The 25,030-nt window shown below is 42.3% G+C and carries 23 protein-coding genes and 9 tRNA genes; 27 read left to right on the top strand and 5 right to left on the bottom strand.

What is annotated here, in order from left to right:
- Positions 1-80 precede the first annotated feature (80 nt).
- The 26 genes from N8L90_RS04370 to pepC all read left to right on the top strand — a co-directional run bounded on the left by N8L90_RS04370 (position 81) and on the right by pepC (position 18,027).
- A tRNA-Val gene (locus N8L90_RS04370) sits at positions 81-153 on the top strand.
- A gap of 2 nt (positions 154-155) precedes the next feature.
- Positions 156-228, top strand: a tRNA-Asp gene (locus N8L90_RS04365).
- A 24-nt stretch (positions 229-252) separates the two neighbouring features.
- Positions 253-325: transfer RNA gene (locus N8L90_RS04360), tRNA-Lys, on the top strand.
- Between the two features lie 5 nt (positions 326-330).
- Positions 331-412, top strand: a tRNA-Leu gene (locus N8L90_RS04355).
- 18 nt (positions 413-430) lie between these two features.
- A tRNA-Thr gene (locus N8L90_RS04350) sits at positions 431-503 on the top strand.
- Between the two features lie 22 nt (positions 504-525).
- Positions 526-597, top strand: a tRNA-Gly gene (locus tag N8L90_RS04345).
- A gap of 7 nt (positions 598-604) precedes the next feature.
- Positions 605-690 (top strand) — tRNA-Leu (locus N8L90_RS04340).
- A gap of 9 nt (positions 691-699) precedes the next feature.
- Positions 700-773: transfer RNA gene (locus tag N8L90_RS04335), tRNA-Arg, on the top strand.
- Between the two features lie 15 nt (positions 774-788).
- Positions 789-862, top strand: a tRNA-Pro gene (locus N8L90_RS04330).
- A gap of 521 nt (positions 863-1,383) precedes the next feature.
- Complete coding sequence (locus N8L90_RS04325; protein WP_012972435.1) at positions 1,384-1,575, top strand: hypothetical protein; 192 nt, start codon at positions 1,384-1,386, stop codon at positions 1,573-1,575.
- Positions 1,572-1,766 (top strand): hypothetical protein, encoded by a 195-nt coding sequence (locus tag N8L90_RS04320; protein ID WP_261024322.1) that lies wholly within the window; start codon positions 1,572-1,574, stop codon positions 1,764-1,766. Before N8L90_RS04325 ends, N8L90_RS04320 begins: the two co-directional genes overlap by 4 nt.
- Positions 1,753-2,637: an ABC transporter ATP-binding protein gene (locus N8L90_RS04315; protein WP_261024320.1), complete on the top strand. Its 885-nt coding sequence runs from the start codon at positions 1,753-1,755 to the stop codon at positions 2,635-2,637. Before N8L90_RS04320 ends, N8L90_RS04315 begins: the two co-directional genes overlap by 14 nt.
- Before the next feature lies 1 nt (position 2,638).
- Positions 2,639-3,376: an ABC transporter permease gene (locus N8L90_RS04310; protein ID WP_261024318.1), complete on the top strand. Its 738-nt coding sequence runs from the start codon at positions 2,639-2,641 to the stop codon at positions 3,374-3,376.
- On the top strand, positions 3,376-4,473 hold the full coding sequence (locus tag N8L90_RS04305) for a sensor histidine kinase (RefSeq protein ID WP_261024316.1): 1,098 nt from the start codon (positions 3,376-3,378) through the stop codon (positions 4,471-4,473). Before N8L90_RS04310 ends, N8L90_RS04305 begins: the two co-directional genes overlap by 1 nt.
- Complete coding sequence (locus tag N8L90_RS04300) at positions 4,474-5,073, top strand: response regulator transcription factor (protein WP_261024315.1); 600 nt, start codon at positions 4,474-4,476, stop codon at positions 5,071-5,073.
- Between the two features lie 313 nt (positions 5,074-5,386).
- Positions 5,387-5,800, top strand: coding sequence for a 30S ribosomal protein S12 (gene rpsL / locus N8L90_RS04295; protein WP_001142332.1), 414 nt, complete (start codon positions 5,387-5,389; stop codon positions 5,798-5,800).
- 19 nt (positions 5,801-5,819) lie between these two features.
- Complete coding sequence (gene rpsG, locus N8L90_RS04290) at positions 5,820-6,290, top strand: 30S ribosomal protein S7 (RefSeq protein WP_000087873.1); 471 nt, start codon at positions 5,820-5,822, stop codon at positions 6,288-6,290.
- Positions 6,291-6,711: 421 nt separating this feature from the next.
- The gene (gene fusA / locus N8L90_RS04285; RefSeq protein WP_000090348.1) at positions 6,712-8,793 is read left to right on the top strand and encodes an elongation factor G; all 2,082 of its coding nucleotides are present in this window, start codon (positions 6,712-6,714) and stop codon (positions 8,791-8,793) included.
- A 103-nt stretch (positions 8,794-8,896) separates the two neighbouring features.
- The gene (locus tag N8L90_RS04280; RefSeq protein ID WP_261024314.1) at positions 8,897-13,288 is read left to right on the top strand and encodes a PolC-type DNA polymerase III; all 4,392 of its coding nucleotides are present in this window, start codon (positions 8,897-8,899) and stop codon (positions 13,286-13,288) included.
- 102 nt (positions 13,289-13,390) lie between these two features.
- A complete protein-coding gene (locus N8L90_RS04275; RefSeq protein ID WP_000047859.1) occupies positions 13,391-13,654 on the top strand; it encodes a type II toxin-antitoxin system RelB/DinJ family antitoxin in 264 nt (87 codons plus the stop codon).
- The gene (locus tag N8L90_RS04270) at positions 13,647-13,925 is read left to right on the top strand and encodes a type II toxin-antitoxin system YafQ family toxin (RefSeq protein ID WP_261024313.1); all 279 of its coding nucleotides are present in this window, start codon (positions 13,647-13,649) and stop codon (positions 13,923-13,925) included. The genes N8L90_RS04275 and N8L90_RS04270 overlap by 8 nt, the downstream gene beginning before the upstream one ends.
- A gap of 20 nt (positions 13,926-13,945) precedes the next feature.
- Positions 13,946-14,098 (top strand): hypothetical protein, encoded by a 153-nt coding sequence (locus tag N8L90_RS04265; RefSeq protein ID WP_000776626.1) that lies wholly within the window; start codon positions 13,946-13,948, stop codon positions 14,096-14,098.
- A gap of 23 nt (positions 14,099-14,121) precedes the next feature.
- Positions 14,122-15,363, top strand: a complete 1,242-nt coding sequence (locus N8L90_RS04260; protein ID WP_261024312.1) for an aminopeptidase — start codon at positions 14,122-14,124, stop codon at positions 15,361-15,363.
- Positions 15,364-15,372: 9 nt separating this feature from the next.
- Complete coding sequence (locus N8L90_RS04255; RefSeq protein WP_000901572.1) at positions 15,373-15,603, top strand: GlsB/YeaQ/YmgE family stress response membrane protein; 231 nt, start codon at positions 15,373-15,375, stop codon at positions 15,601-15,603.
- 255 nt (positions 15,604-15,858) lie between these two features.
- Positions 15,859-16,581 (top strand): pseudouridine synthase, encoded by a 723-nt coding sequence (locus tag N8L90_RS04250; RefSeq protein WP_261024310.1) that lies wholly within the window; start codon positions 15,859-15,861, stop codon positions 16,579-16,581.
- A 111-nt stretch (positions 16,582-16,692) separates the two neighbouring features.
- Complete coding sequence (gene pepC / locus N8L90_RS04245) at positions 16,693-18,027, top strand: aminopeptidase C (RefSeq protein WP_023947023.1); 1,335 nt, start codon at positions 16,693-16,695, stop codon at positions 18,025-18,027.
- Between the two features lie 252 nt (positions 18,028-18,279).
- On the opposite strand, the gene N8L90_RS04240 is transcribed toward pepC, so the two are convergent.
- The 5 genes from N8L90_RS04240 to N8L90_RS04220 all read right to left on the bottom strand — a co-directional run bounded on the left by N8L90_RS04240 (position 18,280) and on the right by N8L90_RS04220 (position 23,324).
- The gene (locus N8L90_RS04240) at positions 18,280-19,191 is read right to left on the bottom strand and encodes a PTS system mannose/fructose/sorbose family transporter subunit IID (protein ID WP_000136865.1); all 912 of its coding nucleotides are present in this window, start codon (positions 19,189-19,191) and stop codon (positions 18,280-18,282) included.
- 23 nt (positions 19,192-19,214) lie between these two features.
- Entirely contained in the window at positions 19,215-20,018 is an 804-nt protein-coding gene (locus tag N8L90_RS04235) for a PTS mannose/fructose/sorbose transporter subunit IIC (protein ID WP_000022716.1), read from the bottom strand.
- Between the two features lie 25 nt (positions 20,019-20,043).
- Complete coding sequence (locus tag N8L90_RS04230) at positions 20,044-21,033, bottom strand: PTS sugar transporter subunit IIB (RefSeq protein WP_004258131.1); 990 nt, start codon at positions 21,031-21,033, stop codon at positions 20,044-20,046.
- A 234-nt stretch (positions 21,034-21,267) separates the two neighbouring features.
- Positions 21,268-22,287 (bottom strand): alcohol dehydrogenase AdhP, encoded by a 1,020-nt coding sequence (gene adhP / locus N8L90_RS04225; protein WP_000649181.1) that lies wholly within the window; start codon positions 22,285-22,287, stop codon positions 21,268-21,270.
- A gap of 224 nt (positions 22,288-22,511) precedes the next feature.
- Positions 22,512-23,324 carry a Cof-type HAD-IIB family hydrolase gene (locus N8L90_RS04220; RefSeq protein WP_084926982.1) on the bottom strand — a complete coding sequence of 271 codons (813 nt, stop codon included), beginning with the start codon at positions 23,322-23,324 and terminating at the stop codon, positions 22,512-22,514.
- Positions 23,325-23,513: 189 nt separating this feature from the next.
- On the opposite strand from N8L90_RS04220, the gene N8L90_RS04215 reads away from it, so the two are divergent.
- Positions 23,514-24,932: an NCS2 family permease gene (locus N8L90_RS04215; RefSeq protein ID WP_000359256.1), complete on the top strand. Its 1,419-nt coding sequence runs from the start codon at positions 23,514-23,516 to the stop codon at positions 24,930-24,932.
- The last annotated feature ends 98 nt before the right edge of the window (positions 24,933-25,030 follow it).

The raw sequence follows: 25,030 nt of genomic DNA, 5'->3' as shown, positions 1-25,030 counted from the left end.
CGAACACAGAAGTTAAGCCCTAGAACGCCGGAAGTAGTTGGGGGTTGCCCCCTGTGAGATATGGAAGTCGCTTAGCTCTAGGGAGTTTAGCTCAGCTGGGAGAGCATCTGCCTTACAAGCAGAGGGTCAGCGGTTCGATCCCGTTAACTCCCATAGGTCCCGTAGTGTAGCGGTTATCACGTCGCCCTGTCACGGCGAAGATCGCGGGTTCGATTCCCGTCGGGACCGTTTGAAATAACGAAAGTTATTTTAGACTCGTTAGCTCAGTTGGTAGAGCAATTGACTTTTAATCAATGGGTCACTGGTTCGAGCCCAGTACGGGTCATATCTGCGGGTTTGGCGGAATTGGCAGACGCACCAGATTTAGGATCTGGCGCTTAACGGCGTGGGGGTTCAAGTCCCTTAACCCGCATTAAGATATAATAAATGAGCCGGCTTAGCTCAGTTGGTAGAGCATCTGATTTGTAATCAGAGGGTCGCGTGTTCAAGTCATGTAGCCGGCATTTTTAGATAGAAGAAAACAGTGCGAACGTAGTTCAGTGGTAGAACACCACCTTGCCAAGGTGGGGGTCGCGGGTTCGAATCCCGTCGTTCGCTTAGAGAGGCCGGGGTGGCGGAACTGGCAGACGCACAGGACTTAAAATCCTGCGATTGGTAACGATCGTACCGGTTCGATTCCGGTCCTCGGCATAATATAGAGCACCCTTAGCTCAACTGGATAGAGTACCTGACTACGAATCAGGCGGTTAGAGGTTCGACTCCTCTAGGGTGCATTTTTCTATTTAACTCGGGAAGTAGCTCAGCTTGGTAGAGTACTTGGTTTGGGACCAAGGTGTCGCAGGTTCGAATCCTGTCTTCCCGATTCATTACAGAGATACGTAAGCGTATCTTTTTTATTTAACTAGATATTATATACATTAAGAGAGAAACAGTTTGCTTCTCTCTTTTTTGAATTTCAGTAATTCATTTTATACTCTGATTTTCATTGAAAATCAGAGTATACTTTTTTGTTTCCTACCCTGTTTAATAATACGGTAGTTAATTATACACATTGAAATTTTATAGATTTTATAACTCTTATTAATTCTTAATAAAGCAATAGAAGAGTTTTTGTTGAACCTATAATATATGTTTGAATGTTATAAAAATTGCTTCTATTACGAGTTTAGGTAAGTATTAGTTTACATTATAGTGTGAATGGGGTTTGATATTTCTTTTGAGGAAGCTGCCTTAAATTTTTCTACTTGTGTTTTATTGTATAGTGTATCTTGCTTGTTTTGAACAGAATTTTTATGACATTTGTCATATCTCCTCATGACAGAAGCTTCTAGTGATTCTACCTTCAAAGAATTATACTAGATGTATCAAGTGGAGGAAGAAAAAATGAAACATAAAGTAATTGTCGCAATGAGTTTAGTAGCAGCAGGAGTCATGACTTATCTCATGTTCTCAGGATTGGATGAAGATTTCTATCATTTTCCTTGGGAGCTATTTGCAGGATTTGGAATGATGTCCTGGCTTATCCGAGAAGGTTTGAAGTTAGTCTCAGATGTGAAAAAGGAGTTTGAAAAATGAAAAAAGCGTTTCTCCATCTTTTTATTGGACTATCACTAGTGGTATGGTTGGTAGAAATGTTTACAGGTTGGTTTGATCAAATCTTCCTTCACCAATTCATCCGTGGTGCCTGGGGACTAGGATTTATGATTTTTATCGCCTTTCATATGGGAAAGGAGTGGCTGAAAGGAGAATATCATGAACATGATTAAGGTAGAAAGCCTAAATAAAAACATCAAGGGCAAGGCTATTTTGAAGGATATTTCCTTTGAGGTAGCTGAAGGTGAATGCATCGCCTTGATTGGGCCAAATGGTGCTGGGAAGACCACACTCTTGGACTGTCTGCTTGGAGATAAACTGGTCACAAGCGGTCAAGTATCTATTCAAGGTTTACCAGTGACGAGTTCTAAGTTAGACTATACTAGAGCTTACCTCCCTCAAGAAAATGTGATCGTACAGAAATTAAAGGTTAAAGAATTAATTGCTTTCTTTCAAAGTATTTATCCAAACCCTTTGAGCAGACAAGAAATTGATCAACTATTGCAGTTTGAACAGCAACAGAAAGAGCAATTTGCAGAAAAATTGTCAGGCGGGCAAAAGCGTCTCTTCTCTTTTGTCTTGACCTTGATTGGGCGACCAAAGCTTGTCTTTTTAGATGAACCAACTGCTGCCATGGATACTTCAACTCGTCAACGCTTTTGGGAAATTGTCCAGGAGTTAAAAGCTCAGGGAGTAACCATCCTCTATTCGTCCCATTATATCGAAGAGGTAGAGCATACAGCGGATCGAATCTTGGTCTTTAATAAGGGAGAGTTGATTCGCGATACAACACCTCTAGCCATGCGTAGTGAGGAGATTGAAAAGCATTTTATCCTTCCTCTAGCTTACAAGGAAGTCGTTGAGAAGTCAGTCTTGGTTGAAAGGTGGGTACAAAAACAAGATGCTCTGCAAGTAGTCACACGCGAAGCGGATGCTTTCTGGGAACTGTTAGTTCAAGCAGGATGTAGGATACAAGAAATCGAAGTCAATAATCGTAGCTTGTTGGATACAATCTTTGAAGAAACACAAAAGGGAGATGACTAAGATGAAACGATGGATCGCACTAAACAAGATAGAATTTCTATTGACCAAACGACAATTAGTCTATTATTTATTATCAGTAGGTATGCCGACAGCCTTCTATTTATTCTTTTCAGGCATGTACCAGGACACACCCGGTGGACCAGCTAATTTTATGCGTGATTACCTCATCTCCATGACGGCTTTTTCCATGATGTCGACAGCCATGTTTTCATTTCCAGCTGTCTTACATACCGATAAAATCAACAACTGGCAGAAAACATTGCGCCATACCCCTGTAAATATGGTAGAATATTATCTATCAAAGATAACAAGTATGATGGTTGATTATCTGGTCTCAATCCTGGTTGTTTTCTCAGTTGGGCACTTGGTCAGAGGTGTGGATATGCCTTTAGGAAGCTGGATTGGGGCGGGGTTCTTGCTGATAGTAGGAAGTGTTGCCTTTGTAGCGCTTGGATTGACCTTGACACTCTTGCCTTCTAGTCAGCTGATGTCTGTCGTGGGCAATCTTCTCTATCTAGGCTTGGCTGTTTTAGGCGGACTTTGGATGCCCATCTCTTTATTTCCAGACTGGATGCAAGCAATCGGGAAGTGTCTACCAACTTATCAGTTGATGGAGTTGCTCAAGACCTTCTTAAACGAGGGTGGCATCAATTTATCAGCCACAGTTTATCTACTTGTTTTTTCAGCAGTTTTGTTTGGTTTGACCATTTACCTTCAAGATCATAAGGAGAATTCTTAATGCTTGAAAGACTGAAAAGCATAGACTATATGTATTGGGCCAGTTTGATTTTTATGGTTTTTCCCATCGTTCCTGTAGTGACTGGGGAGCTACCTAGCTGGCATTTGTTGATTGATATTCTATTTGTGGTGGCTTACTTAGGCGTTTTAACCACCAAGAGTCAGCGCTTATCCTGGCTCTGTTGGGTTATCATGCTAGCCTATGTAGCTGGGAATACCGCCTTTGTTGGTGTAAATTATATCTGGTTCTTCTTTTTCCTTGCCAATCTCTTAATTTATCATTTCGGCGTACGTAGTTTTAATTCTTTACATGTCCGGACTTTTCTCCTTGCTCAAGTCCTTGTTGTGGGGCAACTGTTGATTTTTCAGGAAGTTGAAGTTGAGTTTCTAGTCTACCTACTTGGAATTCTCACTTTTATCGATTTAATGACTTTTGGCTTGGTTCGGATTCGTATTGTGGAGGATTTGAAAGAAGCTCAGGCTAAGCAAAATGCCCAGATAAATCTATTGCTTGCTGAAAATGAACGCAGTCGTATCGGTCAAGATTTGCATGATAGCTTGGGACATACCTTTGCTATGCTGAGTGTTAAAACTGATCTAGCCTTGCAGTTATTTCAAATACAGGCTTATCCACAGGTGGAAAAGGAATTAAGAGAAATACAGCAAATTAGCAAAGAATCAATGCGTGAAGTGCGAACCATTGTGGAAAATCTGAAATCACGGACTTTAACATTAGAACTTGAAACTGTCAAAAAGATGCTGGAAATTGCTGGGATTGAGGTGGAAATAGCTAATCAACTAGATACAGCTAGCTTAACTCAGGAATTGGAGTCAACGGCTTCCATGATTTTGCTTGAATTAGTGACCAATATCATCAAACATGCTAAAGCGTCTAAAGTCTACTTGAAATTAGAACGGACAGAGAAGGAATTGCTCCTGACGGTCAGAGATGACGGGAAAGGTTTTGCAACTGTAACAGAAAATGAGCCCCATACGGTTCGAGATCGTGTTCTTCCATTTTCGGGAGAGGTAAAGGTGATTAGTCAGAAACAACCGACAGAAGTTCAGGTTCGACTACCTTATAAGGAGAGAAAGTAGATGAAAGTATTAGTCGCAGAAGATCAAAGTATGTTGCGAGATGCTATGTGCCAGTTGCTTGCCTTTCAAGCAGATGTAGAGTCTGTCTTACAAGCCAAGAATGGGCAAGAAGCAATCCAACTCTTAGAAAAAGAGTTCGTAGATATTGCCATTCTTGATGTAGAGATGCCTGTGAAGACAGGTCTTGAAGTCTTGGAGTGGATACGAGCAGAAAATCTAGAAACAAAGGTGGTTGTGGTGACGACCTTCAAGCGTTCTGGGTATTTTGAACGTGCGGTCAAGGCTGGAGTAGATGCTTATGTATTAAAAGAAAGAAACATTGCAGACCTCATGCAAACCTTGCACACCGTCCTAGAGGGACGCAAGGAGTATTCGCCTGAATTGATGGAAGTGGTGATGACGCATCCCAATCCATTAACGGAGCAAGAAATCGCAGTTTTAAAGGGAGTCGCTCAGGGTTTCTCTAACCAAGAAATTGCAGATCAACTTTATTTATCAAACGGAACAGTCCGAAACTATGTCACCAATATTCTTTCGAAACTAGATGCAGGTAATCGAACAGAGGCAGCTAATATCGCTAAAGAATCTGGTTGGTTGTGATGATATAATATTTTTTGAACATTATGTGCTAAAATTGATGGGATTGAATGGAACAATACTAACTTTAGGAGGGTGGGATTCCTCCTTTTTATTTTTTGGAGGAGCACTACAAAAGAGCTAAAATTAAGAATAAAAAAGAAAAATATCTTGACAACCAATGGGAAATTTTGTTACAATAATAGACGGTACTTTTTACTTTTGGTCTCTCAAGAGTGTACAGGGACGTGCTGACAAATGTTGCAAAAGTACACACAGATGATAGCTGTCACCAAGTGTATCATCACCAAAAATAAAAAAACACAGGAGAATGTAGATGCCTACAATTAACCAATTGGTTCGCAAACCGCGTAAATCAAAAGTAGAAAAATCTAAATCACCAGCTTTGAACGTTGGTTACAACAGTCATAAAAAAGTTCAAACAAACGTTTCTTCACCACAAAAACGTGGTGTTGCAACTCGTGTTGGAACAATGACACCTAAAAAACCTAACTCAGCCCTTCGTAAATTCGCTCGTGTACGTTTGAGCAACCTTATCGAAGTTACTGCCTACATCCCAGGTATCGGACACAACTTGCAAGAGCACAGTGTGGTGCTTCTTCGCGGTGGACGTGTAAAAGACCTTCCAGGGGTACGTTACCATATCGTCCGTGGTGCACTTGATACTGCAGGTGTTAACGATCGTAAACAAGGCCGTTCTAAATACGGTACTAAACGTCCAAAAGCATAAGGAAAGGGGATAAAGAGAAATGAGTCGTAAAAATAGAGCTCCAAAACGTGACGTATTGCCAGATCCGCTTTACAATTCACAACTAGTTACTCGTCTTATCAACCGCGTTATGCTTGATGGTAAACGTGGTACTGCTGCTTCAATCGTTTATGGTGCTTTTGAGCAAATCAAAGAAGCTACTGGCAACGATGCACTTGAAGTATTTGAAACAGCTATGGAAAACATCATGCCTGTACTTGAAGTACGTGCACGCCGTGTTGGTGGTTCTAACTACCAAGTCCCAGTTGAAGTTCGTCCAGAACGTCGTACAACACTTGGACTTCGTTGGTTGGTAACAATCGCTCGTCTTCGTGGTGAACACACAATGCAAGACCGTCTTGCAAAAGAAATCTTGGATGCTGCTAACAACACTGGTGCAGCAGTTAAGAAACGTGAAGACACTCACCGTATGGCTGAAGCTAACCGTGCATTCGCACACTTCCGTTGGTAAGATAGGATGCGAAAGCGTTAAGAAAGTCCCAGAGAAAATAGGGAATCAAAGCAGGTTGCGATTGCAACCAATGAGATTCATCTTTTTCTCCAGACTTTTAGCTTGAGCTCAACTATATCATGATGCTAGGAACGGTAAGGATGCAAGGTGAAAATAGGAAACTGACGCAGTATTCGACGAATACAAGGAAGTTTATCTTTTTCACACAGCATCCCGTTCCGGCTCAAATCGGCTAGCTAACTCTAGCCCGAGTTCAATTGAGCTCGATCAGCTCTTAGCAACAATTCAACTTACCAGCTTGTAAGTTGAAACCAACAATAGCATGAAAAGATTGAGAACGGGTAGGTCCTGCCTATCCGTTTTTATTAAAATCGTGTTATAATAGAATAGAAATCAAAAATAAATAGGAGAAATAAACCTCATGGCACGCGAATTTTCACTTGAAAAAACTCGTAATATCGGTATCATGGCTCACGTCGATGCCGGTAAAACAACAACTACTGAGCGTATCCTTTACTACACTGGTAAAATCCACAAAATCGGTGAAACTCACGAAGGTGCGTCACAAATGGACTGGATGGAGCAAGAGCAAGAACGTGGTATCACTATCACATCTGCTGCGACAACAGCTCAATGGAACAATCACCGCGTAAACATTATCGACACACCAGGACACGTGGACTTTACAATCGAAGTACAACGTTCTCTTCGTGTATTGGATGGTGCGGTTACCGTTCTTGACTCACAATCAGGTGTTGAGCCTCAAACTGAAACAGTTTGGCGTCAAGCAACTGAGTATGGAGTTCCACGTATCGTATTTGCCAACAAAATGGACAAAATCGGTGCTGACTTCCTTTACTCTGTAAGCACACTTCACGATCGTCTTCAAGCAAATGCACACCCAATCCAATTGCCAATCGGTTCTGAAGATGACTTCCGTGGTATCATCGACTTGATCAAGATGAAAGCTGAAATCTATACTAACGACCTTGGTACAGATATCCTTGAAGAAGACATCCCAGCTGAATACCTTGACCAAGCTCAAGAATACCGTGAAAAATTGATCGAAGCAGTTGCTGAAACTGACGAAGAATTGATGATGAAATACCTCGAAGGTGAAGAAATCACTAACGAAGAATTGAAAGCTGGTATCCGTAAAGCGACTATCAACGTTGAATTCTTCCCAGTATTGTGTGGTTCAGCCTTCAAGAACAAAGGTGTTCAATTGATGCTTGATGCGGTTATTGACTACCTTCCAAGCCCGCTTGACATCCCAGCAATCAAAGGTATCAACCCAGATACAGACGAAGAAGAAACTCGTCCAGCATCTGACGAAGAGCCATTTGCAGCTCTTGCCTTCAAGATTATGACTGACCCATTCGTAGGTCGTTTGACATTCTTCCGTGTTTACTCAGGTGTTCTTCAATCAGGTTCTTACGTATTGAACACTTCTAAAGGTAAACGTGAACGTATCGGACGTATCCTTCAAATGCACGCTAACAGCCGTCAAGAAATCGACACTGTTTACTCAGGTGATATTGCTGCTGCCGTTGGTTTGAAAGATACTACAACGGGTGACTCATTGACAGATGAAAAAGCTAAAATCATCCTTGAGTCAATCAACGTTCCAGAACCAGTTATCCAATTGATGGTTGAGCCAAAATCTAAAGCTGACCAAGACAAGATGGGTATCGCCCTTCAAAAATTGGCTGAAGAAGATCCAACGTTCCGCGTTGAAACAAACGTTGAAACTGGTGAAACAGTTATCTCTGGTATGGGTGAGCTTCACCTTGACGTCCTTGTTGACCGTATGCGTCGTGAGTTCAAAGTTGAAGCGAACGTAGGTGCTCCTCAAGTATCTTACCGTGAAACATTCCGCGCTTCTACTCAAGCACGTGGATTCTTCAAACGTCAGTCTGGTGGTAAAGGTCAATTCGGTGATGTATGGATTGAATTTACTCCAAACGAAGAAGGTAAAGGATTCGAATTCGAAAACGCAATCGTCGGTGGTGTGGTTCCTCGTGAATTTATCCCAGCGGTTGAAAAAGGTTTGGTAGAATCTATGGCTAACGGTGTACTTGCAGGTTACCCAATGGTTGACGTTAAAGCTAAGCTTTACGATGGTTCATACCACGATGTCGACTCATCTGAAACTGCCTTCAAGATTGCGGCTTCACTTGCTCTTAAAGAAGCTGCTAAATCAGCACAACCAGCTATCCTTGAACCAATGATGCTCGTAACAATCACTGTTCCAGAAGAAAACCTTGGTGATGTTATGGGTCACGTAACTGCTCGTCGTGGACGTGTAGATGGTATGGAAGCACATGGTAACAGCCAAATCGTTCGTGCTTACGTTCCACTTGCTGAAATGTTCGGTTACGCAACAGTTCTTCGTTCTGCATCTCAAGGACGTGGTACATTCATGATGGTATTTGACCACTACGAAGATGTACCTAAGTCAGTACAAGAAGAAATCATTAAGAAAAACAAAGGTGAAGACTAATCTGTCCTCACTCTAGAAGGAAGTCACTTAGTGGCTTCCTTTTGTCTTTAGAAAATACCTCTAAATATGGTAAAATAGTAGGAGAATAATGTGAGGAAAATGAATGTCAAACAGTTTTGAAATTTTGATGAATCAACTGGGGATATCTGCTGAAATGAGACAGGATCCTGTTTTAGCACAGGCTGATATTGAGCGAGTTGTGGTTCATAAAATTAGTAAGGTATGGGAGTTTCATTTCGTATTTTCTAATATTTTACCGATTGAAATCTTTTTAGAATTAAAGAAAGGTTTGAGCGAAGAATTTTCTAAGACAGGCAATAAAGCTGTTTTTGAAATCAAGGCTCGGTCTCAAGAATTTTCAAATCAACTCTTGCAGTCCTACTATAAGGAGGCTTTCTCTGAGGGGCCATGTGCTAGCCAAGGTTTTAAGTCCCTTTACCAGAATCTGCAAGTTCGTGCTGAGGGCAATCAACTCTTTATTGAAGGTTCTGAGGCGATTGATAAGGAACATTTTAAGAAGAATCATCTTCCTAATTTAGCGAAACAACTTGAAAAGTTTGGTTTTCCAACTTTCAACTGTCAAGTAGAGAAAAATGATGTGCTGACCCAAGAGCAGGAAGAGGCTTTTCATGCTGAAAATGAGCAGATTGTTCAAGCGGCCAATGAGGAAGCGCTCCGTGCTATGGAACAACTAGAACAGATGGCACCACCTCCAGCTGAAGAGAAATCAGCCTTTGATTTTCAAGCTAAAAAAACTGCAGCTAAACCCAAGCTAGATAAGGCAGAGATTACTCCTATGATCGAAGTGACGACGGAGGAAAATCGTTTGGTCTTTGAAGGGGTTGTTTTTGATGTGGAGCAAAAAGTGACCAGAACAGGGCGCGTTTTGATCAACTTTAAAATGACCGACTATACTTCAAGTTTTTCGATGCAAAAGTGGGTTAAGAATGAGGAAGAGGCTCAGAAATTTGACCTTATCAAGAAGAATTCTTGGCTCCGAGTTCGTGGGAATGTGGAGATGAATAACTTCACACGCGATTTGACTATGAACGTGCAGGATGTGCAGGAAGTTGTTCACTATGAGCGCAAGGATTTGATGCCAGAAGGTGAGCGTCGGGTTGAGTTTCACGCTCATACTAACATGTCGACCATGGATGCTCTGCCAGAGGTTGAAGAAATCGTTGCGACAGCTGCTAAATGGGGACACAAGGCGGTTGCCATCACAGACCATGGGAATGTCCAGTCCTTCCCACACGGCTATAAGGCGGCCAAGAAAGCGGGAATCCAGCTAATCTATGGAATGGAAGCCAATATCGTGGAGGACCGTGTCCCTATCGTCTATAACGAAGTGGAGATGGACTTGTCGGAAGCGACCTACGTGGTCTTTGACGTGGAAACGACGGGGCTTTCAGCTATCTATAATGACTTGATTCAGGTTGCGGCTTCTAAGATGTACAAGGGGAATGTCATTGCTGAATTCGATGAATTTATTAACCCTGGGCATCCCTTGTCAGCTTTTACTACTGAGTTGACTGGAATTACAGATGACCATGTCAAAAATGCCAAACCACTAGAACAAGTTTTACAGGAATTCCAAGAATTTTGCAAGGATACAGTCTTAGTTGCCCACAATGCGACCTTTGACGTTGGTTTTATGAATGCCAACTATGAGCGTTACGGTCTGCCTAAAATTAGTCAGCCAGTTATTGATACGCTGGAGTTTGCTAGAAACCTCTATCCTGAGTATAAACGTCATGGTTTGGGACCGTTGACCAAGCGTTTTGGTGTGGCTCTAGAACATCATCACATGGCCAACTACGATGCGGAAGCTACTGGTCGTCTGCTCTTTATTTTTATCAAAGAAGTAGCAGAAAAACATGGTGTGACCGATCTAGCTAGACTTAACATTGATTTGATTAGTCCAGATTCTTATAAAAAAGCTCGGATCAAACATGCGACGATTTATGTTAAGAATCAAGTGGGGCTGAAGAATATCTTTAAACTGGTTTCCTTGTCTAATACCAAGTATTTTGAAGGGGTGCCACGGATTCCGAGAACGGTTTTAGATGCCCATCGGGAGGGTTTGATTTTAGGATCAGCTTGCTCTGAGGGTGAAGTTTTTGATGCGGTCGTTTCCCAAGGTGTGGATGCGGCGGTTGAGGTGGCCAAGTATTATGACTTTATCGAGGTCATGCCACCAGCTATTTATGCGCCATTGATTGCCAAGGAGCAAGTCAAGGATATGGAGGAACTCCAGACTATTATTAAGAGTTTGATAGAAGTGGGGGACCGCCTTGGCAAACCTGTTCTGGCTACCGGCAATGTTCACTATATCGAACCGGAAGAAGAGATTTACCGTGAAATTATCGTCCGTAGTTTGGGCCAGGGGGCTATAATTAACCGAACCATCGGTCATGGGGAACATGCTCAACCAGCACCACTTCCAAAGGCTCATTTTAGAACGACTAATGAGATGTTGGATGAATTTGCCTTCTTGGGAGAGGAACTGGCTCGTAAATTGGTTATTGAAAACACCAATGCCTTGGCAGAAATCTTTGAACCCGTTGAGGTTGTTAAGGGTGATCTCTATACACCTTTTATTGACAAGGCTGAAGAAACGGTCGCTGAGTTGACCTATAAGAAAGCTTTTGAAATTTATGGAAATCCGCTACCAGATATTGTTGATTTGCGGATTGAAAAAGAATTAACGTCTATTCTGGGGAATGGATTTGCCGTGATTTATCTGGCTTCTCAGATGCTAGTGCAACGTTCCAATGAGCGGGGTTACTTGGTGGGTTCTCGTGGGTCTGTTGGCTCCAGTTTCGTTGCGACCATGATTGGGATTACAGAGGTCAATCCTCTCTCTCCTCACTATGTCTGTGGTCAGTGTCAGTATAGTGAGTTTATCACAGATGGTTCTTACGGTTCTGGATTTGATATGCCCAATAAGGACTGTCCTAAATGTGGTCACAAACTCAGTAAAAATGGGCAAGATATTCCTTTCGAGACCTTCCTTGGTTTTGATGGGGACAAGGTTCCCGATATTGACTTGAACTTTTCGGGAGAAGACCAACCTAGTGCCCATTTGGATGTGCGTGATATCTTTGGTGAGGAATATGCTTTCCGTGCAGGAACGGTTGGTACGGTGGCTGCCAAGACCGCTTATGGTTTTGTCAAGGGCTATGAGCGAGACTATGGGAAGTTTTATCGTGATGCAGAGGTAGAACGCCTCGCTCAAGGTGCGGCTGGTGTTAAGCGGACAACAGGACAACACCCGGGGGGAATCGTTGTTATTCCGAACTACATGGATGTCTATGATTTCACACCTGTCCAGTATCCAGCGGATGACGTGACGGCTGAATGGCAGACAACTCACTTTAACTTCCATGATATCGATGAGAATGTCCTCAAGCTTGATGTACTGGGACACGATGATCCAACAATGATTCGGAAACTTCAGGACTTGTCTGGTATTGACCCTAATGAAATTCCTATGGATGACGAAGGCGTGATGGCTCTCTTTTCTGGGACTGATGTGTTAGGGGTGACACCTGAGCAAATCGGAACGCCTACGGGCATGCTGGGGATTCCAGAGTTTGGAACAAATTTCGTACGTGGAATGGTCGATGAAACCCATCCGACGACTTTTGCGGAGTTGCTTCAGCTTTCAGGTCTATCCCACGGTACCGATGTTTGGTTGGGTAATGCTCAAGATCTGATTAAGCAAGGAATAGCAGACCTATCGACTGTTATCGGTTGTCGGGACGACATCATGGTTTACCTCATGCATGCTGGTCTCGAACCTAAGATGGCCTTTACCATCATGGAACGAGTACGTAAGGGCTTGTGGCTAAAGATTTCCGAAGAGGAGCGAAATGGCTATATTGAAGCCATGAAGGCCAATAAGGTGCCAGAGTGGTATATCGAGTCCTGTGGGAAAATTAAGTACATGTTCCCGAAAGCCCATGCGGCAGCCTATGTTATGATGGCCTTACGTGTAGCCTACTTCAAGGTTCACCATCCGATTTATTATTACTGTGCTTACTTCTCTATCCGCGCCAAGGCCTTTGATATCAAGACTATGGGGGCGGGCTTGGATGCCATCAAGCGCAGAATGGAAGAAATCTCTGAAAAACGGAAGAACAATGAGGCCTCTAATGTGGAAATCGATCTCTATACAACTCTTGAGATTGTCAATGAGATGTGGGAGCGTGGTTTCAAGTTTGGGAAACTCGATCTCTACCGTAGTCAGGCGACAGAGTTCCTCATCGATGGGGATACCCTCATTCCGCCATTTGTAGCAATGGATGGTCTGGGAGAGAACGTTGCCAAGCAGTTAGTGCGAGCGCGTGAAGAGGGAGAATTCCTCTCTAAAACAGAATTGCGCAAGCGTGGTGGGCTCTCATCAACCTTGGTTGAAAAGATGGATGAGATGGGGATTCTCGGCAATATGCCAGAGGATAACCAGCTCAGTTTGTTTGATGAGTTGTTTTAAAAAAATTGTTTAATCATCTATCCAAAGTGGCTAATGTATATCCAATAGATTTACATTGGCTTTCTTTTTTGTTAAAATAGTCTATAGAAAGAGGGTGAGAGTATGTCAAAGACGAGTATGAGCATCCGGCTGGATAGTGAGGTTAAGGAGCAGGCCCAACAGGTGTTTAATAACCTGGGAATGGATATGACAACGGCTATTAATATTTTCCTTCGTCAGGCTATTCAATATCAGGGATTACCTTTTGATGTTAGACTAGACGAAAATCGGAAGTTGCTTGAGGTATTAACGGATTTAGACCAAAATCGTAATATGAGCCAATCCTTTGAATCAGTCTCTGACTTGATGGAGGATTTGCGTGCTTAAGATTCGTTATCATAAACAGTTTAAAAAAGATTTTAAGTTGGCTATGAAGCGTGGTTTGAAGGCAGAATTATTAGAAGAAGTTTTAAATTTTCTTGTTCAAGAAAAAGAACTTCCTGCTAGATATCGTGATCATCAATTGACGGCATCCAAACATTTTCAAGGAGTTCGTGAATGCCATATCCAGCCAGATTGGCTTTTGGTTTATAAAGTAAACAAGGAAGAATTGATTTTAAATTTGCTGAGGACAGGCAGTCATAGTGATTTGTTTTAATAAATTTTAAGGGGGTTCTCATGAAACTAAGAATTTTTGCGGAAGATAAGCCGGCTGAGAAGGTATTTGAATATCAATTAGAACTTGCTGACCAGACAATCCTTCTATCAACAGCACTCTTGTCAGGTGCTATTGCTTTAGCAGGATTATTTTCTGCTTTGAAAGAAAAATAAACAAAAAGAAAAGGAAGAATAGAATGGTTTTACCAAATTTTAAAGAAAATCTAGAAAAATATGCGAAATTATTGGTTGCGAACGGAATCAACGTGCAACCTGGTCACACTTTGGCTCTCTCTATCGATGTGGAGCAACGTGAGTTGGCTCACTTAATCGTCAAAGAAGCTTATGCCTTGGGTGCGCATGAGGTCATCGTTCAGTGGACAGATGATGTCATTAACCGTGAGAAATTCCTACATGCTCCGATGGAGCGTCTGGACAATGTGCCTGAATACAAGATTGCTGAGATGAACTATCTCTTGGAGAACAAGGCTAGCCGTCTTGGGGTTCGTTCTTCTGACCCAGGTGCCTTGAACGGAGTGGATGCTGACAAGCTTTCAGCTTCTGCCAAAGCTATGGGACTTGCCATGAAGCCAATGCGAATCGCAACGCAATCTAACAAGGTTAGCTGGACTGTAGCAGCCGCTGCTGGACTTGAGTGGGCCAAGAAAGTCTTTTCAAATGCTGCGAGCGACGAAGAAGCAGTCGATCTTCTTTGGGACCAAATCTTCAAAACTTGCCGTGTCTATGAAGAAGATCCTGTTAAGGCTTGGGAAGAGCATGCAGCTATCCTCAAGAGCAAGGCCGATATGCTTAATAAAGAGCAATTTTCAGCCCTTCACTACACAGCGCCAGGGACAGATTTGACACTTGGTTTGCCGAAGAACCACGTTTGGGAATCAGCTGGGGCTATCAATGCACAGGGCGAAGGATTCTTGCCAAATATGCCGACAGAGGAAGTCTTCACAGCACCTGACTTCCGTCGTGCAGATGGTTATGTCACTTCTACAAAACCGCTTAGCTATAACGGAAACATTATTGAAGGTATTAAGGTAACCTTTAAGGATGGACAAATCGTAGATATCACTGCTGAGAAGGGCGATCAGGTCATGAAAGACCTTGTCTTTGAAAATGCGGGTGCGCGTGCCTTGGGTGAATGTGCCTTGGTACCAGATCCAAGCCCAATTTCTCAGTCAGGCATTACCTTCTTTAACACCCTTTTCGATGAGAATGCGTCAAATCACTTGGCTATCGGTGCAGCCTATGCGACTAGCGTAGTTGGTGGAGCGGAGATGAGCGAAGGGGAGCTTGAAGCTGCGGGGCTTAACCGTTCAGATGTTCACGTAGACTTTATGATTGGTTCTAACCAAATGGATATCGATGGTATCCGTGAGGATGGGACACGTGTACCACTCTTCCGTAACGGAGATTGGGCAAATTAAGGAGATAATATGTTAGGAAGTATGTTCGTTGGTCTCCTAGTGGGATTTTTAGCAGGTACTCTGACCAATCGTGGAGAGCGAATGGGATGTTTTGGAAAAATGTTTCTCGGATGGATTGGTGCCTTTATAGGCCACTTGCTTTTTGGGACTTGGGGACCGATAATAGCAGGAACTGCCATTATTCCGGCAGTACTAGGTTCCATGATTGTCTTAGCGATTTTCTGGAGACGAGGAAGTTAATTTCTTAAATCTGATACTCAATGAAAATCAAATAGCAAACTAGGAAACTAGCCGCAGGTTACTCAAAGCACTGTTTTGAGGTTGTAGATAGAACTGACGAAGTCAGCTCAAAACACTGTTTTGAGGTTGCAGATAGAACTGACGAAGTCAGTAACATATATACGGCAAGGCGACGTTGACGCGGTTTGAAGAGTATGAAATGAAAAGGAGGTTGGTCATTGAGACAGCCTCCTTTTGATATGATATAATAGTTCTATGAGATTAGATAAATTTTTAGTTGCCTGCGCTGTGGGGAGCCGAACTGAGGTCAAAAACTTGCTCAAGGCTGGTCGCGTGACGGTAAATGGTAAAAAAGAAAAATCAGCTAAATTGCAGATTGATGAAGAAAGAGATGAGATTCGCTTTGATGGGCAAGTGTTGGAGTATGAAGAGTTTGTCTACTACATGATGAACAAGCCCCAAGGAGTTATCTCAGCGACTGAGGATCCTAAACACAGAACGGTGTTGGACTTGTTGGATGACTTGGCTCGGAGCAAGGAAGTTTTCCCAGTAGGGCGCTTGGATATTGACACGCATGGTCTTTTGCTCTTGACCAATGATGGTCAGCTGGCCCATGCTCTTCTTTCGCCCAAGCGTCATGTGGACAAGACCTATTTGGCTCAGGTCAAGGGAATTATGGCCCAAGAAGATGTGGAGATATTTGCCAAGGGCATTCCGCTCAAAGACTTTACTTGTCAACCCGCTAGACTGGAGATTCTTTCCACAGATACAGAAAAGAATCAGAGCCAAATCCGTGTGACCATTGCAGAAGGGAAGTTTCATCAGGTCAAGCGTATGGTGGCCTACTGCGGCAAGGAAGTAGTAGACTTGCAACGTTTGACTATGGGAACTCTGATTTTAGATGAAAGCTTGCAACGAGGAGAATGGCGTCGCTTGACCAAGGAAGAGTTAGAAATTCTCCTTGCTAGTATTGCTTAATTTAGTTTATATTTGAAAAAGGTAAGAGACAATGTCCTTGCCTTTTATGTTTTTCAGTTGCTTCCTTTGTAAAAAGCGTTATAATAGACTGTAGAATAAAAGGAGGAATCTATGAACGCGATTCAAGAATCATTTACTGATAAACTATTTGCCAATTATGAAGCAAATGTAAAATACCAAGCGATTGAAAATGCTGCCAGCCACAACGGAATTTTTGCAGCCCTAGAACGTCGCCAAAGCCATGTAGACAACACCCCTGTTTTCTCATTGGATTTGACCAAGGACAAGGTTACTAACCAGAAAGCATCTGGTCGTTGCTGGATGTTTGCAGCTCTCAACACCTTCCGCCACAAACTCATTTCACAATATAAATTGGAAAATTTTGAGTTGTCACAGGCCCACACCTTCTTCTGGGACAAGTATGAGAAATCCAACTGGTTCTTGGAGCAAGTCATTGCGACTGCAGACCAAGATTTGACGAGCCGTAAGGTTAAATTCCTACTCCAAACTCCACAACAAGATGGCGGTCAATGGGATATGGTCGTTTCTCTCTTTGAGAAATATGGTGTCGTTCCTAAGTCTGTTTATCCAGAGTCAGTTTCATCTAGCAGCAGTCGTGAGCTAAATGCCATTCTCAACAAATTGCTTCGTCAAGATGCTCAAATCTTGCGTGACTTGCTTGCTTCTGGCGCAGACCAAGCGACTGTTCAAGCTAAGAAAGAAGATCTTTTGCAAGAAATCTTTAACTTTCTTGCTATGTCTTTAGGACTTCCACCACGTAAATTTGACTTTGCTTATCGTGATAAGGATAACAACTACCAAAGCGAAAAGGGCATCACACCACAAGAGTTTTACAAGAAATATGTCAATCTTCCTCTAGAAGACTATGTTTCTGTTATCAATGCTCCAACTGCTGACAAGCCTTACGGCCAATCTTACACAGTTGAGATGTTGGGAAATGTGGTTGGCAGCCGTGCAGTTCGCTACATCAACGTACCGATGGAGCGCTTGAAAGAATTGGCGATTGCTCAAATGCAAGCAGGTGAGACTGTTTGGTTTGGTTCAGATGTCGGTCAGCTCAGCAACCGTAAAGCTGGAATCCTTGCGACAGATGTTTATGACTTTGAATCAAGCATGGACATTAAACTCACTCAAGACAAGGCTGGACGTTTGGACTACAGCGAAAGCTTGATGACCCACGCTATGGTCTTGACAGGTGTTGATTTGGATGAAAATGGCAAATCAACCAAGTGGAAGGTTGAAAACTCATGGGGAGACAAGGTTGGTACCGATGGTTACTTTGTTGCCTCAGACGCTTGGATGGACGAATACACATACCAAATCGTTGTCCGTAAGGAATTGCTGACAGCAGAAGAACAAGCTGCCTATGAAGCAGAACCAATTGTACTCGCACCTTGGGATCCAATGGGAGCCTTGGCAGAATAATACTCTTCGAAAATCTCTTCAAACCACGTCAGCTTCGCCTTGCCGTATGTATGGTTACTGACTTCGTCAGTTTCATCTGCAACCTCAAAACAGTGTTTTGAGCTGACTTCGTCAGTTCTATCTACAACCTCAAAGCAGTGCTTTGAGTAGCCTGCGGCTCGCTTCCTAGTTTGCTCTTTGATTTTCATTGAGTATAAAAGTATAGAAAAAAGGAATCAGATTTTAGAACCTGATTCCTTTTAAGTTGCTTGATTACATGATGTGAAGAACATGTGCCACAATACCCACTGCGAAGAGTGCAAGGATAATAGTGATTGGAGATACTTTTTTCTTAAGCAAGTACATGCAAAGGAAAGTAAGGAGTAGTCCTGATAGTCCAGGAATCAACATATCCAAGTTTTGTTGGAAAGTAGTAACTTTTTCAGATGTTTGAGATAATCCTTGTCCTACTTGTGCGAATGCTTCTTGGATACCTTTAGATCCTTCTGGCAATTTATCCCAATGGATATAAGCCTTTTCATCTAGTTGAACTTTGGCAACATCGAAAGCAAATTTAATATTTACCCAACGTTGAACAAGGACAGCAAGAATGAACATACCAAGGATAGAAGCTCCTTTAGTGATGTCTTGAAGGATACCGCCAGACATATCTTTAGTGATTTCTGATCCAGCCTTGTATCCAATCTCTTGTGTATACCACAAGAATGACATACGAATCAAGTTCCAAAGAACGAAGAAGAGGATTGGACCTAAGATATTACCAGTAAGGGCAAGTGAAGCACCGAGTGATCCAAGGATTGGGCGTACTGTAAACCAGAATACTGGGTCACCGATACCAGCAAGAGGTCCCATCATACCGATTTTAACCCCTTGGATAGCAGCATCATCAATTTCAACACCGTTAGCACGTTCTTCTTCAAGTGCAAGAGTAACCCCCATGATTGGAGCGGCTACGTATGGGTGAGTGTTGAAGAACTCAAGATGGCGTTCAAGAGCAGCGATTTGATCTTCTTTTTTAGTGTAGAGTTTTTTAAGAGCTGGAATTAATGAGTAAGCCCAACCCAAGTTTTGCATACGTTCATAGTTCCAAGAACCTTGTAAGAAAGTTGAACGCCACCAAACTTTTTTACGATCTGATTTAGTTAATTGAAGTTTTTCAGTCATGATGTTTTCAGTCCTTTCTTATCTTAGTAGTCTTCTAGGATATCGCCGATTGGGTCGTTAGAAGTTGCGGCTCCTCCGCCACCATTTCCACCAGTTTTAGAAAGGTGAAGGTAGATAAGAGCGATAGCAACACCGATAGCACCAAATCCAATTAGAGTAATATCTGACACGGCAGCAAGCACGAAACCGATAGCGAAGAATGGCCATACTTCACGAGTTGCCATCATGTTGATAACCATAGCGTAACCAACGGCAACAACCATACCACCACCGATAGCCATACCATCTTTGAGCCAATCAGGCATAGCATTTAGAATGCTTTGTACTGTTTCAGTTGGTACCATTAGAAGGAGTGCTGCAGGGACTGCAATACGAAGACCTTGAAGAAGAAGTGCGACAAAGTGAGCACGTTCAACTGCTTTGAAGTCACCTTTTTTAGCAGAAGCATCAGCAGTGTGAACCAATCCGACAGAGAGTGTACGGACAATCATAGTCAAGAATAGACCAGCAACTGCAAGAGGGATAGCAACCGCTTGGGCAACACCGATACCTGTCTTAGTAAAGTCGCCACCAAGAACCATGATAATGGCAGCAGCAACAGAGGCAAGAGCAGCGTCAGGAGCTACGGCAGCTCCGATGTTAGCCCAACCAAGGGCGATCATTTGAAGAGAACCACCAAGGATAATCCCTGCTTCAAGGTTACCAGTAACAAGACCGATAAGGGTACAAGCTACGATTGGTTGATGGAATTGGAACTGGTCGAGGATACCTTCAAGACCTGCTAGGAAGGCTACAACGACTACTAAAACCATAGAAATAATAGACATCTTTAAAATCCTTTCATAAAATCGATTATTGCACGTTTGCTTTGTTGATCAAGTCAAACAAATCTTTTTTGGTGTCGTTTGGTACTTTACGTACATCAAATTCAACACCAAGGTCACGCATTTTTTCAAATGTAGCAACGTCTTCTTTATCCATAGACAAAACGTTGTTAACCATTGTTTTACCAGTTGAGTGAGCCATTGATCCAACATTAAGAGTTTTGATTGGCACGCCACCTTCGATAGCACGAAGGGCATCTTGAGGTGTTTCAAACAAGATAAGGGCATGTGTTCCTCCGAAGCGAGGATCTTTTGCAACGTCGATTAGTTTTTGGATAGGAACAACATTTGCTTTCACTTTACCTGGAGCTGCTTGTTTAATCAATTCTTTACGTAATTCGTCTTTAGCTACGTTATCTGAAGCAACGATGATACGATCTGCTTTTGAATCTGGAGTCCAAGCAGTTGCAACCTGACCGTGAAGTAAACGAGTGTCTAGACGGGCAAGGTTGATTTTGAGTTTACCGTCTCCGATGACAGTTCCTTCTGGAATAGCAGCTTGGGCAACTGGAGCAGCTGCAGCGCTTGCTACTTCCTCAACTGGGTTTAGCTCTTCTGGAAGAGCCTTGATGCCATCTTTGGCTTCTTTAATAATATTCGCAGCGACTTTTTCTACACCTGCAGCAGCGTCCATGAGGCGCTCTGTGTAGGCTTGAATTAACATCGGTAAGTTAAGTCCTGTGATGATGGCAAACTTACGCTCAGGATTTTCTCCCATCACGCGGCTAGCTTGGTTAAATGGAGATCCACTCCAAAGGTCAGCCAAAACTAGAACCTCATCTTCTGCGTCAAATGCAGCAACAGCGTTATTAAACTTAGCGTATAGATCATCAGGACCTTCATTTGGCATAAAGGTTACAACTTGAACCTTTTCTTGTTCACCAAAGATCATAGATCCTGACTGATGAATACCCGCAGCAAATTCGCCGTGGCTCGCAATAATGATTCCGATACTCATTATTGTCATTCCTCCTTTTTTGTTTTAGTTTTCGTTTAAGAAAACTTTAAGACTTTTTAAGTATAAACCGTTTTCATCTAAAAATCAACTATTTATCATAAAATAATTAAAAAGATTACATCTGAAAATATTGATATATTGAGTTTTAGAGAAGTTTTTTTGAATCCTTATTTAAAAATTTAATATAAAAAAGTTGGAAGCGTATTCCAACTTTTAAAATAGGTTTCTAATAGATTAGTGGGTGAAGTCGAGTACCATACGTCCTTGGATTTGACCTTTTTCCATTTCGTCGAAAATGGCTACAGCATCTTCTATTGGACGTTTTTGAACAACTGGAACTACTAAACCTTCTGCACCGAATTGGAAGGCTTCTTCCAAGTCTTTACGAGTTCCTACAAGAGAGCCGATGACTTGGATTCCATCTAAAACTGTTTTCACGATGCTGAGTTCCATCATTTCAGAAGGAAGGCCGACAGCGACAACGCGACCACCAGCACGAACTGAGTCAACAGCCTGGTTGAAGGCAACTTTAGATACAGCAGTTACGACAGCTGAATGAGCTCCTCCATCAGTTTTTTCCTTGATGAGTCCTGGTACATCATCAACTTCTAGGCCGTTAATAACAATGTCAGCACCTACTTCTTTTGCAAGGGCAAGTTTGTCATTGTTGATATCAACTGCGATAACATGAGCATTGAATACTTTTTTAGCGTATTGAACAGCTAGGTTACCAAGACCACCAGCGCCGTAAAGAACAACCCATTGACCTGGTTCAACTTTTGCTTCTTTTATAGCTTTATAGGTTGTTACACCAGCACATGTGATAGAAGAGGCTTGGGCTGGATCAAGTCCGTCAGGAACTTTAACAGCATAGTCTGCAGTTACGATACATTGTTCAGCCATACCACCATCTACTGAGTAGCCGGCATTTTTCACTGTACGGCAAAGGGTTTCGCGACCAGTTGTACAGTATTCGCAAGTGCCACATCCTTCAAAGAACCAAGCAACGCTGACGCGGTCGCCGACTTTAAGGCTTTTTACATCTGGGGCAATTTCTTTAACGATACCAACACCTTCATGTCCTAGAACACGGCCTGGTACTTGACCAAAGTCACCATGGGCAACGTGGAGGTCAGTGTGGCAAACACCACAGTATTCAATTTCTACAAGTGCTTCCCCAGTTTCAAGTGGACGGAGTACTTTTTCTTCAACAGCAACACCAGTGCTTTCTGGATTTACAACAACAGCTTTCATAGCTATCCTCCTTGATATTGACCGAGAACAGGGACAACAGGACTGGATTGATTTTGTGTCAACAGAGTCGAGTGTGACGAGCTCTCTTGTATTTATATGTGAATTATATCACAAAAGAAAGCCTTTTCCAAGGTTTTGGAGGCAAAAAATGGAACAATCGATTAACTGGTTGATGAGACTGTGAAAAGAGCACAAAGACCAGCTCGCAAGCTGGTCAGAATGGACTATAAGAATAAGTCTTGCAGGGTTTTGGCAACTCCGTCTTGGTCATTTGTCAAGGAAATTTGCTCATCTGCATAGGGGAGTAGCTCTGGGTTGGCATTTTTCATTGCATAACCTTTCCCAGCAAAAGCAAGCATTTCGGTATCATTGTGCTCATCTCCAAAGGCAATCAAATCTTTTTTGTCACGGTTCATTACCTTGAGCAAGTAGTCCAAAGCAAAGGCTTTGTTGACACCTTTTGGGGTACACTCAAGGATATTGAGTGGACCTCCCCAGGTATTAATAGAAAGTTGATGCTGGTAGAAGGCGTTCATTTCTTTTGCCAAGGCATACTTGTCACTGGCTCTGGTCTGTAATAGGATACAGTTAGGATCTTTGGTCACTAATTCAGGTTGAAATTGATCTTCAGGGTGGAAAGCTTCTACGCCAAATAGTTTGGGATTGGCAATTTCTTCATTAGGATTTGTAATGTAGAATTTTTTACGGTATTCTCCAGCGATAAAATCGGCTTGAATGTCCTCTGAACGTCGAACCATATCTAGCAGATATTTTTTGTCTACAGTTAGACACTTTTCAAAATCCCAAACTTGGTCTGGTAAATGAGTAAGGGAGCCATTGAAATTAATCATAGGAGTATTTAAGCCTAATTCACGGTAGAAATCTTTTGACATTCGGTAAGGGCGCCCTGTCGTAATAATAACCTGATGCCCTTTTCCAGTAACTTTTTTTATGGTTTCTTTGGTAAAGTCAGAAATCTGACTGTCTGAGTTGAGCAGGGTTCCATCCAGGTCAACTGCAATAATTTTTTTCGTCATAGGGACCTTTCTAGTGTCTTTTCAGATAAGATGTCTACTATTATAACAGAAAGCAGGCAGAAAAGCAGATTCGAAACAAAAAAAGAAATTTCATCAAATTCTTAAATAAATCAAACAAAGATATTGAAAAAGTGAATGATAAATGATATAATTCTATTATTGTTCGTAAAAATTAAAAGGAGATTGATAATGGACAAATTATTTAAACTAAAAGAGAACGGTACAGACGTTCGTACAGAGGTTCTCGCTGGTTTAACAACTTTCTTTGCAATGAGCTATATTCTCTTTGTAAACCCACAAATTCTTTCGCAAACAGGAATGCCTGCTCAGGGTGTATTCCTCGCAACGATTATCGGTGCAGTTGCTGGTACCCTGATGATGGCCTTCTACGCCAACTTGCCATATGCTCAAGCGCCAGGTATGGGACTCAATGCCTTCTTTACCTTTACAGTTGTATTCGGGCTTGGTTATTCATGGCAAGAAGCCCTAGCTATGGTCTTCATCTGTGGAATTATCTCATTGATTATTACCTTGACAAATGTTCGTAAAATGATCATTGAATCGATTCCAAACGCCCTTCGTTCAGCTATTTCAGCTGGTATCGGTGTCTTTCTTGCCTACGTGGGGATTAAGAATGCTGGACTTTTGAAATTCTCTATCGATCCAGGAAATTACACGGTTGCAGGAGAAGGGGCTGATAAAGCTCAAGCAGCGATTACAGCAAATGCTTCAGCAGTTCCAGGCTTGGTCAGCTTTAATAATCCGGCTGTTTTGGTGGCTCTTGCAGGACTTGCCATTACTATCTTCTTTGTCATTAAAGGGATTAAAGGGGGAATTATCCTTTCTATCTTGACAACAACTGTTCTTGCTATCGCAGTTGGTTTGGTAGATTTGTCTAGCATCGATTTTGCTAATAACCATGTTGGTGCAGCCTTTGAAGATTTGAAGACAGTCTTTGGTGCAGCTCTTGGTTCAGAAGGTTTGGGAGCTTTGATTTCAGATACAGCTCGCTTGCCTGAAACTTTGATGGCCATTCTTGCCTTCTCATTGACAGATATTTTTGACACGATTGGTACCTTGATCGGTACAGGTGAAAAAGTTGGTATCGTAGCGACAAATGGTGAAAATCACCAATCAGCTAAGTTGGACAAGGCTCTTTACTCTGACTTGATTGGTACTTCAATTGGTGCCATTGCAGGTACTTCAAACGTAACGACTTATGTTGAGTCTGCTGCTGGTATTGGTGCAGGTGGACGTACTGGTTTGACAGCCTTGGTTGTAGCTATCTGTTTTGCGATCTCAAGCTTCTTTAGTCCACTTCTAGCGATCGTACCAACAGCCGCTACAGCTCCAATCTTGATTATCGTTGGGATTATGATGTTGGCTAGCTTGAAAAATATCCATTGGGACGATATGTCTGAAGCGGTTCCTGCTTTCTTCACATCTATCTTTATGGGATTCAGCTACTCTATCACTCAAGGGATTGCAGTTGGTTTCTTGACTTACACTTTGACTAAGCTTGTCAAAGGTCAAGCTAAAGATGTTCATGTCATGATTTGGATTTTGGATGCCTTGTTTATCCTTAACTACATCAGCATGGCACTATAAATGCTATAATATAAAAAGGGGTTCTCCCCTTTTTATATTATAGTTACTTGAAAATTGCTTCAAACTAGGTAGGTGATTTTGATTGAATGGTAGGAGTA

This window comes from Streptococcus mitis, from assembly GCF_946190115.1.
In the GTDB taxonomy this organism is placed as follows: Bacteria; Bacillota; Bacilli; order Lactobacillales; family Streptococcaceae; genus Streptococcus; species Streptococcus mitis_CO.
This window is presented reverse-complemented; position numbering and strand designations above follow the sequence as displayed.

Bases quoted from the DNA above. Each gene is read 5' to 3' on its own strand.
- rpsG (WP_000087873.1), top strand. From the start codon at position 5,820: ATGAGTCGTAAAAATAGAGCTCCAAAACGTGACGTATTGCCAGATCCG.
- N8L90_RS04255 (WP_000901572.1), top strand. From the start codon at position 15,373: ATGTTAGGAAGTATGTTCGTTGGTCTCCTAGTGGGATTTTTAGCAGGT.
- N8L90_RS04320 (WP_261024322.1), top strand. From the start codon at position 1,572: ATGAAAAAAGCGTTTCTCCATCTTTTTATTGGACTATCACTAGTGGTA.
- N8L90_RS04265 (WP_000776626.1), top strand. From the start codon at position 13,946: ATGAAACTAAGAATTTTTGCGGAAGATAAGCCGGCTGAGAAGGTATTT.
- pepC (WP_023947023.1), top strand. From the start codon at position 16,693: ATGAACGCGATTCAAGAATCATTTACTGATAAACTATTTGCCAATTAT.
- N8L90_RS04230 (WP_004258131.1), bottom strand. From the start codon at position 21,033: ATGAGTATCGGAATCATTATTGCGAGCCACGGCGAATTTGCTGCGGGT.
- N8L90_RS04280 (WP_261024314.1), top strand. From the start codon at position 8,897: ATGTCAAACAGTTTTGAAATTTTGATGAATCAACTGGGGATATCTGCT.
- N8L90_RS04250 (WP_261024310.1), top strand. From the start codon at position 15,859: ATGAGATTAGATAAATTTTTAGTTGCCTGCGCTGTGGGGAGCCGAACT.
- adhP (WP_000649181.1), bottom strand. From the start codon at position 22,287: ATGAAAGCTGTTGTTGTAAATCCAGAAAGCACTGGTGTTGCTGTTGAA.
- N8L90_RS04300 (WP_261024315.1), top strand. From the start codon at position 4,474: ATGAAAGTATTAGTCGCAGAAGATCAAAGTATGTTGCGAGATGCTATG.
- N8L90_RS04260 (WP_261024312.1), top strand. From the start codon at position 14,122: ATGGTTTTACCAAATTTTAAAGAAAATCTAGAAAAATATGCGAAATTA.
- N8L90_RS04325 (WP_012972435.1), top strand. From the start codon at position 1,384: ATGAAACATAAAGTAATTGTCGCAATGAGTTTAGTAGCAGCAGGAGTC.
- fusA (WP_000090348.1), top strand. From the start codon at position 6,712: ATGGCACGCGAATTTTCACTTGAAAAAACTCGTAATATCGGTATCATG.
- N8L90_RS04315 (WP_261024320.1), top strand. From the start codon at position 1,753: ATGAACATGATTAAGGTAGAAAGCCTAAATAAAAACATCAAGGGCAAG.
- N8L90_RS04275 (WP_000047859.1), top strand. From the start codon at position 13,391: ATGTCAAAGACGAGTATGAGCATCCGGCTGGATAGTGAGGTTAAGGAG.
- N8L90_RS04215 (WP_000359256.1), top strand. From the start codon at position 23,514: ATGGACAAATTATTTAAACTAAAAGAGAACGGTACAGACGTTCGTACA.
- N8L90_RS04235 (WP_000022716.1), bottom strand. From the start codon at position 20,018: ATGTCTATTATTTCTATGGTTTTAGTAGTCGTTGTAGCCTTCCTAGCA.
- N8L90_RS04220 (WP_084926982.1), bottom strand. From the start codon at position 23,324: ATGACGAAAAAAATTATTGCAGTTGACCTGGATGGAACCCTGCTCAAC.
- rpsL (WP_001142332.1), top strand. From the start codon at position 5,387: ATGCCTACAATTAACCAATTGGTTCGCAAACCGCGTAAATCAAAAGTA.
- N8L90_RS04305 (WP_261024316.1), top strand. From the start codon at position 3,376: ATGCTTGAAAGACTGAAAAGCATAGACTATATGTATTGGGCCAGTTTG.
- N8L90_RS04240 (WP_000136865.1), bottom strand. From the start codon at position 19,191: ATGACTGAAAAACTTCAATTAACTAAATCAGATCGTAAAAAAGTTTGG.
- N8L90_RS04310 (WP_261024318.1), top strand. From the start codon at position 2,639: ATGAAACGATGGATCGCACTAAACAAGATAGAATTTCTATTGACCAAA.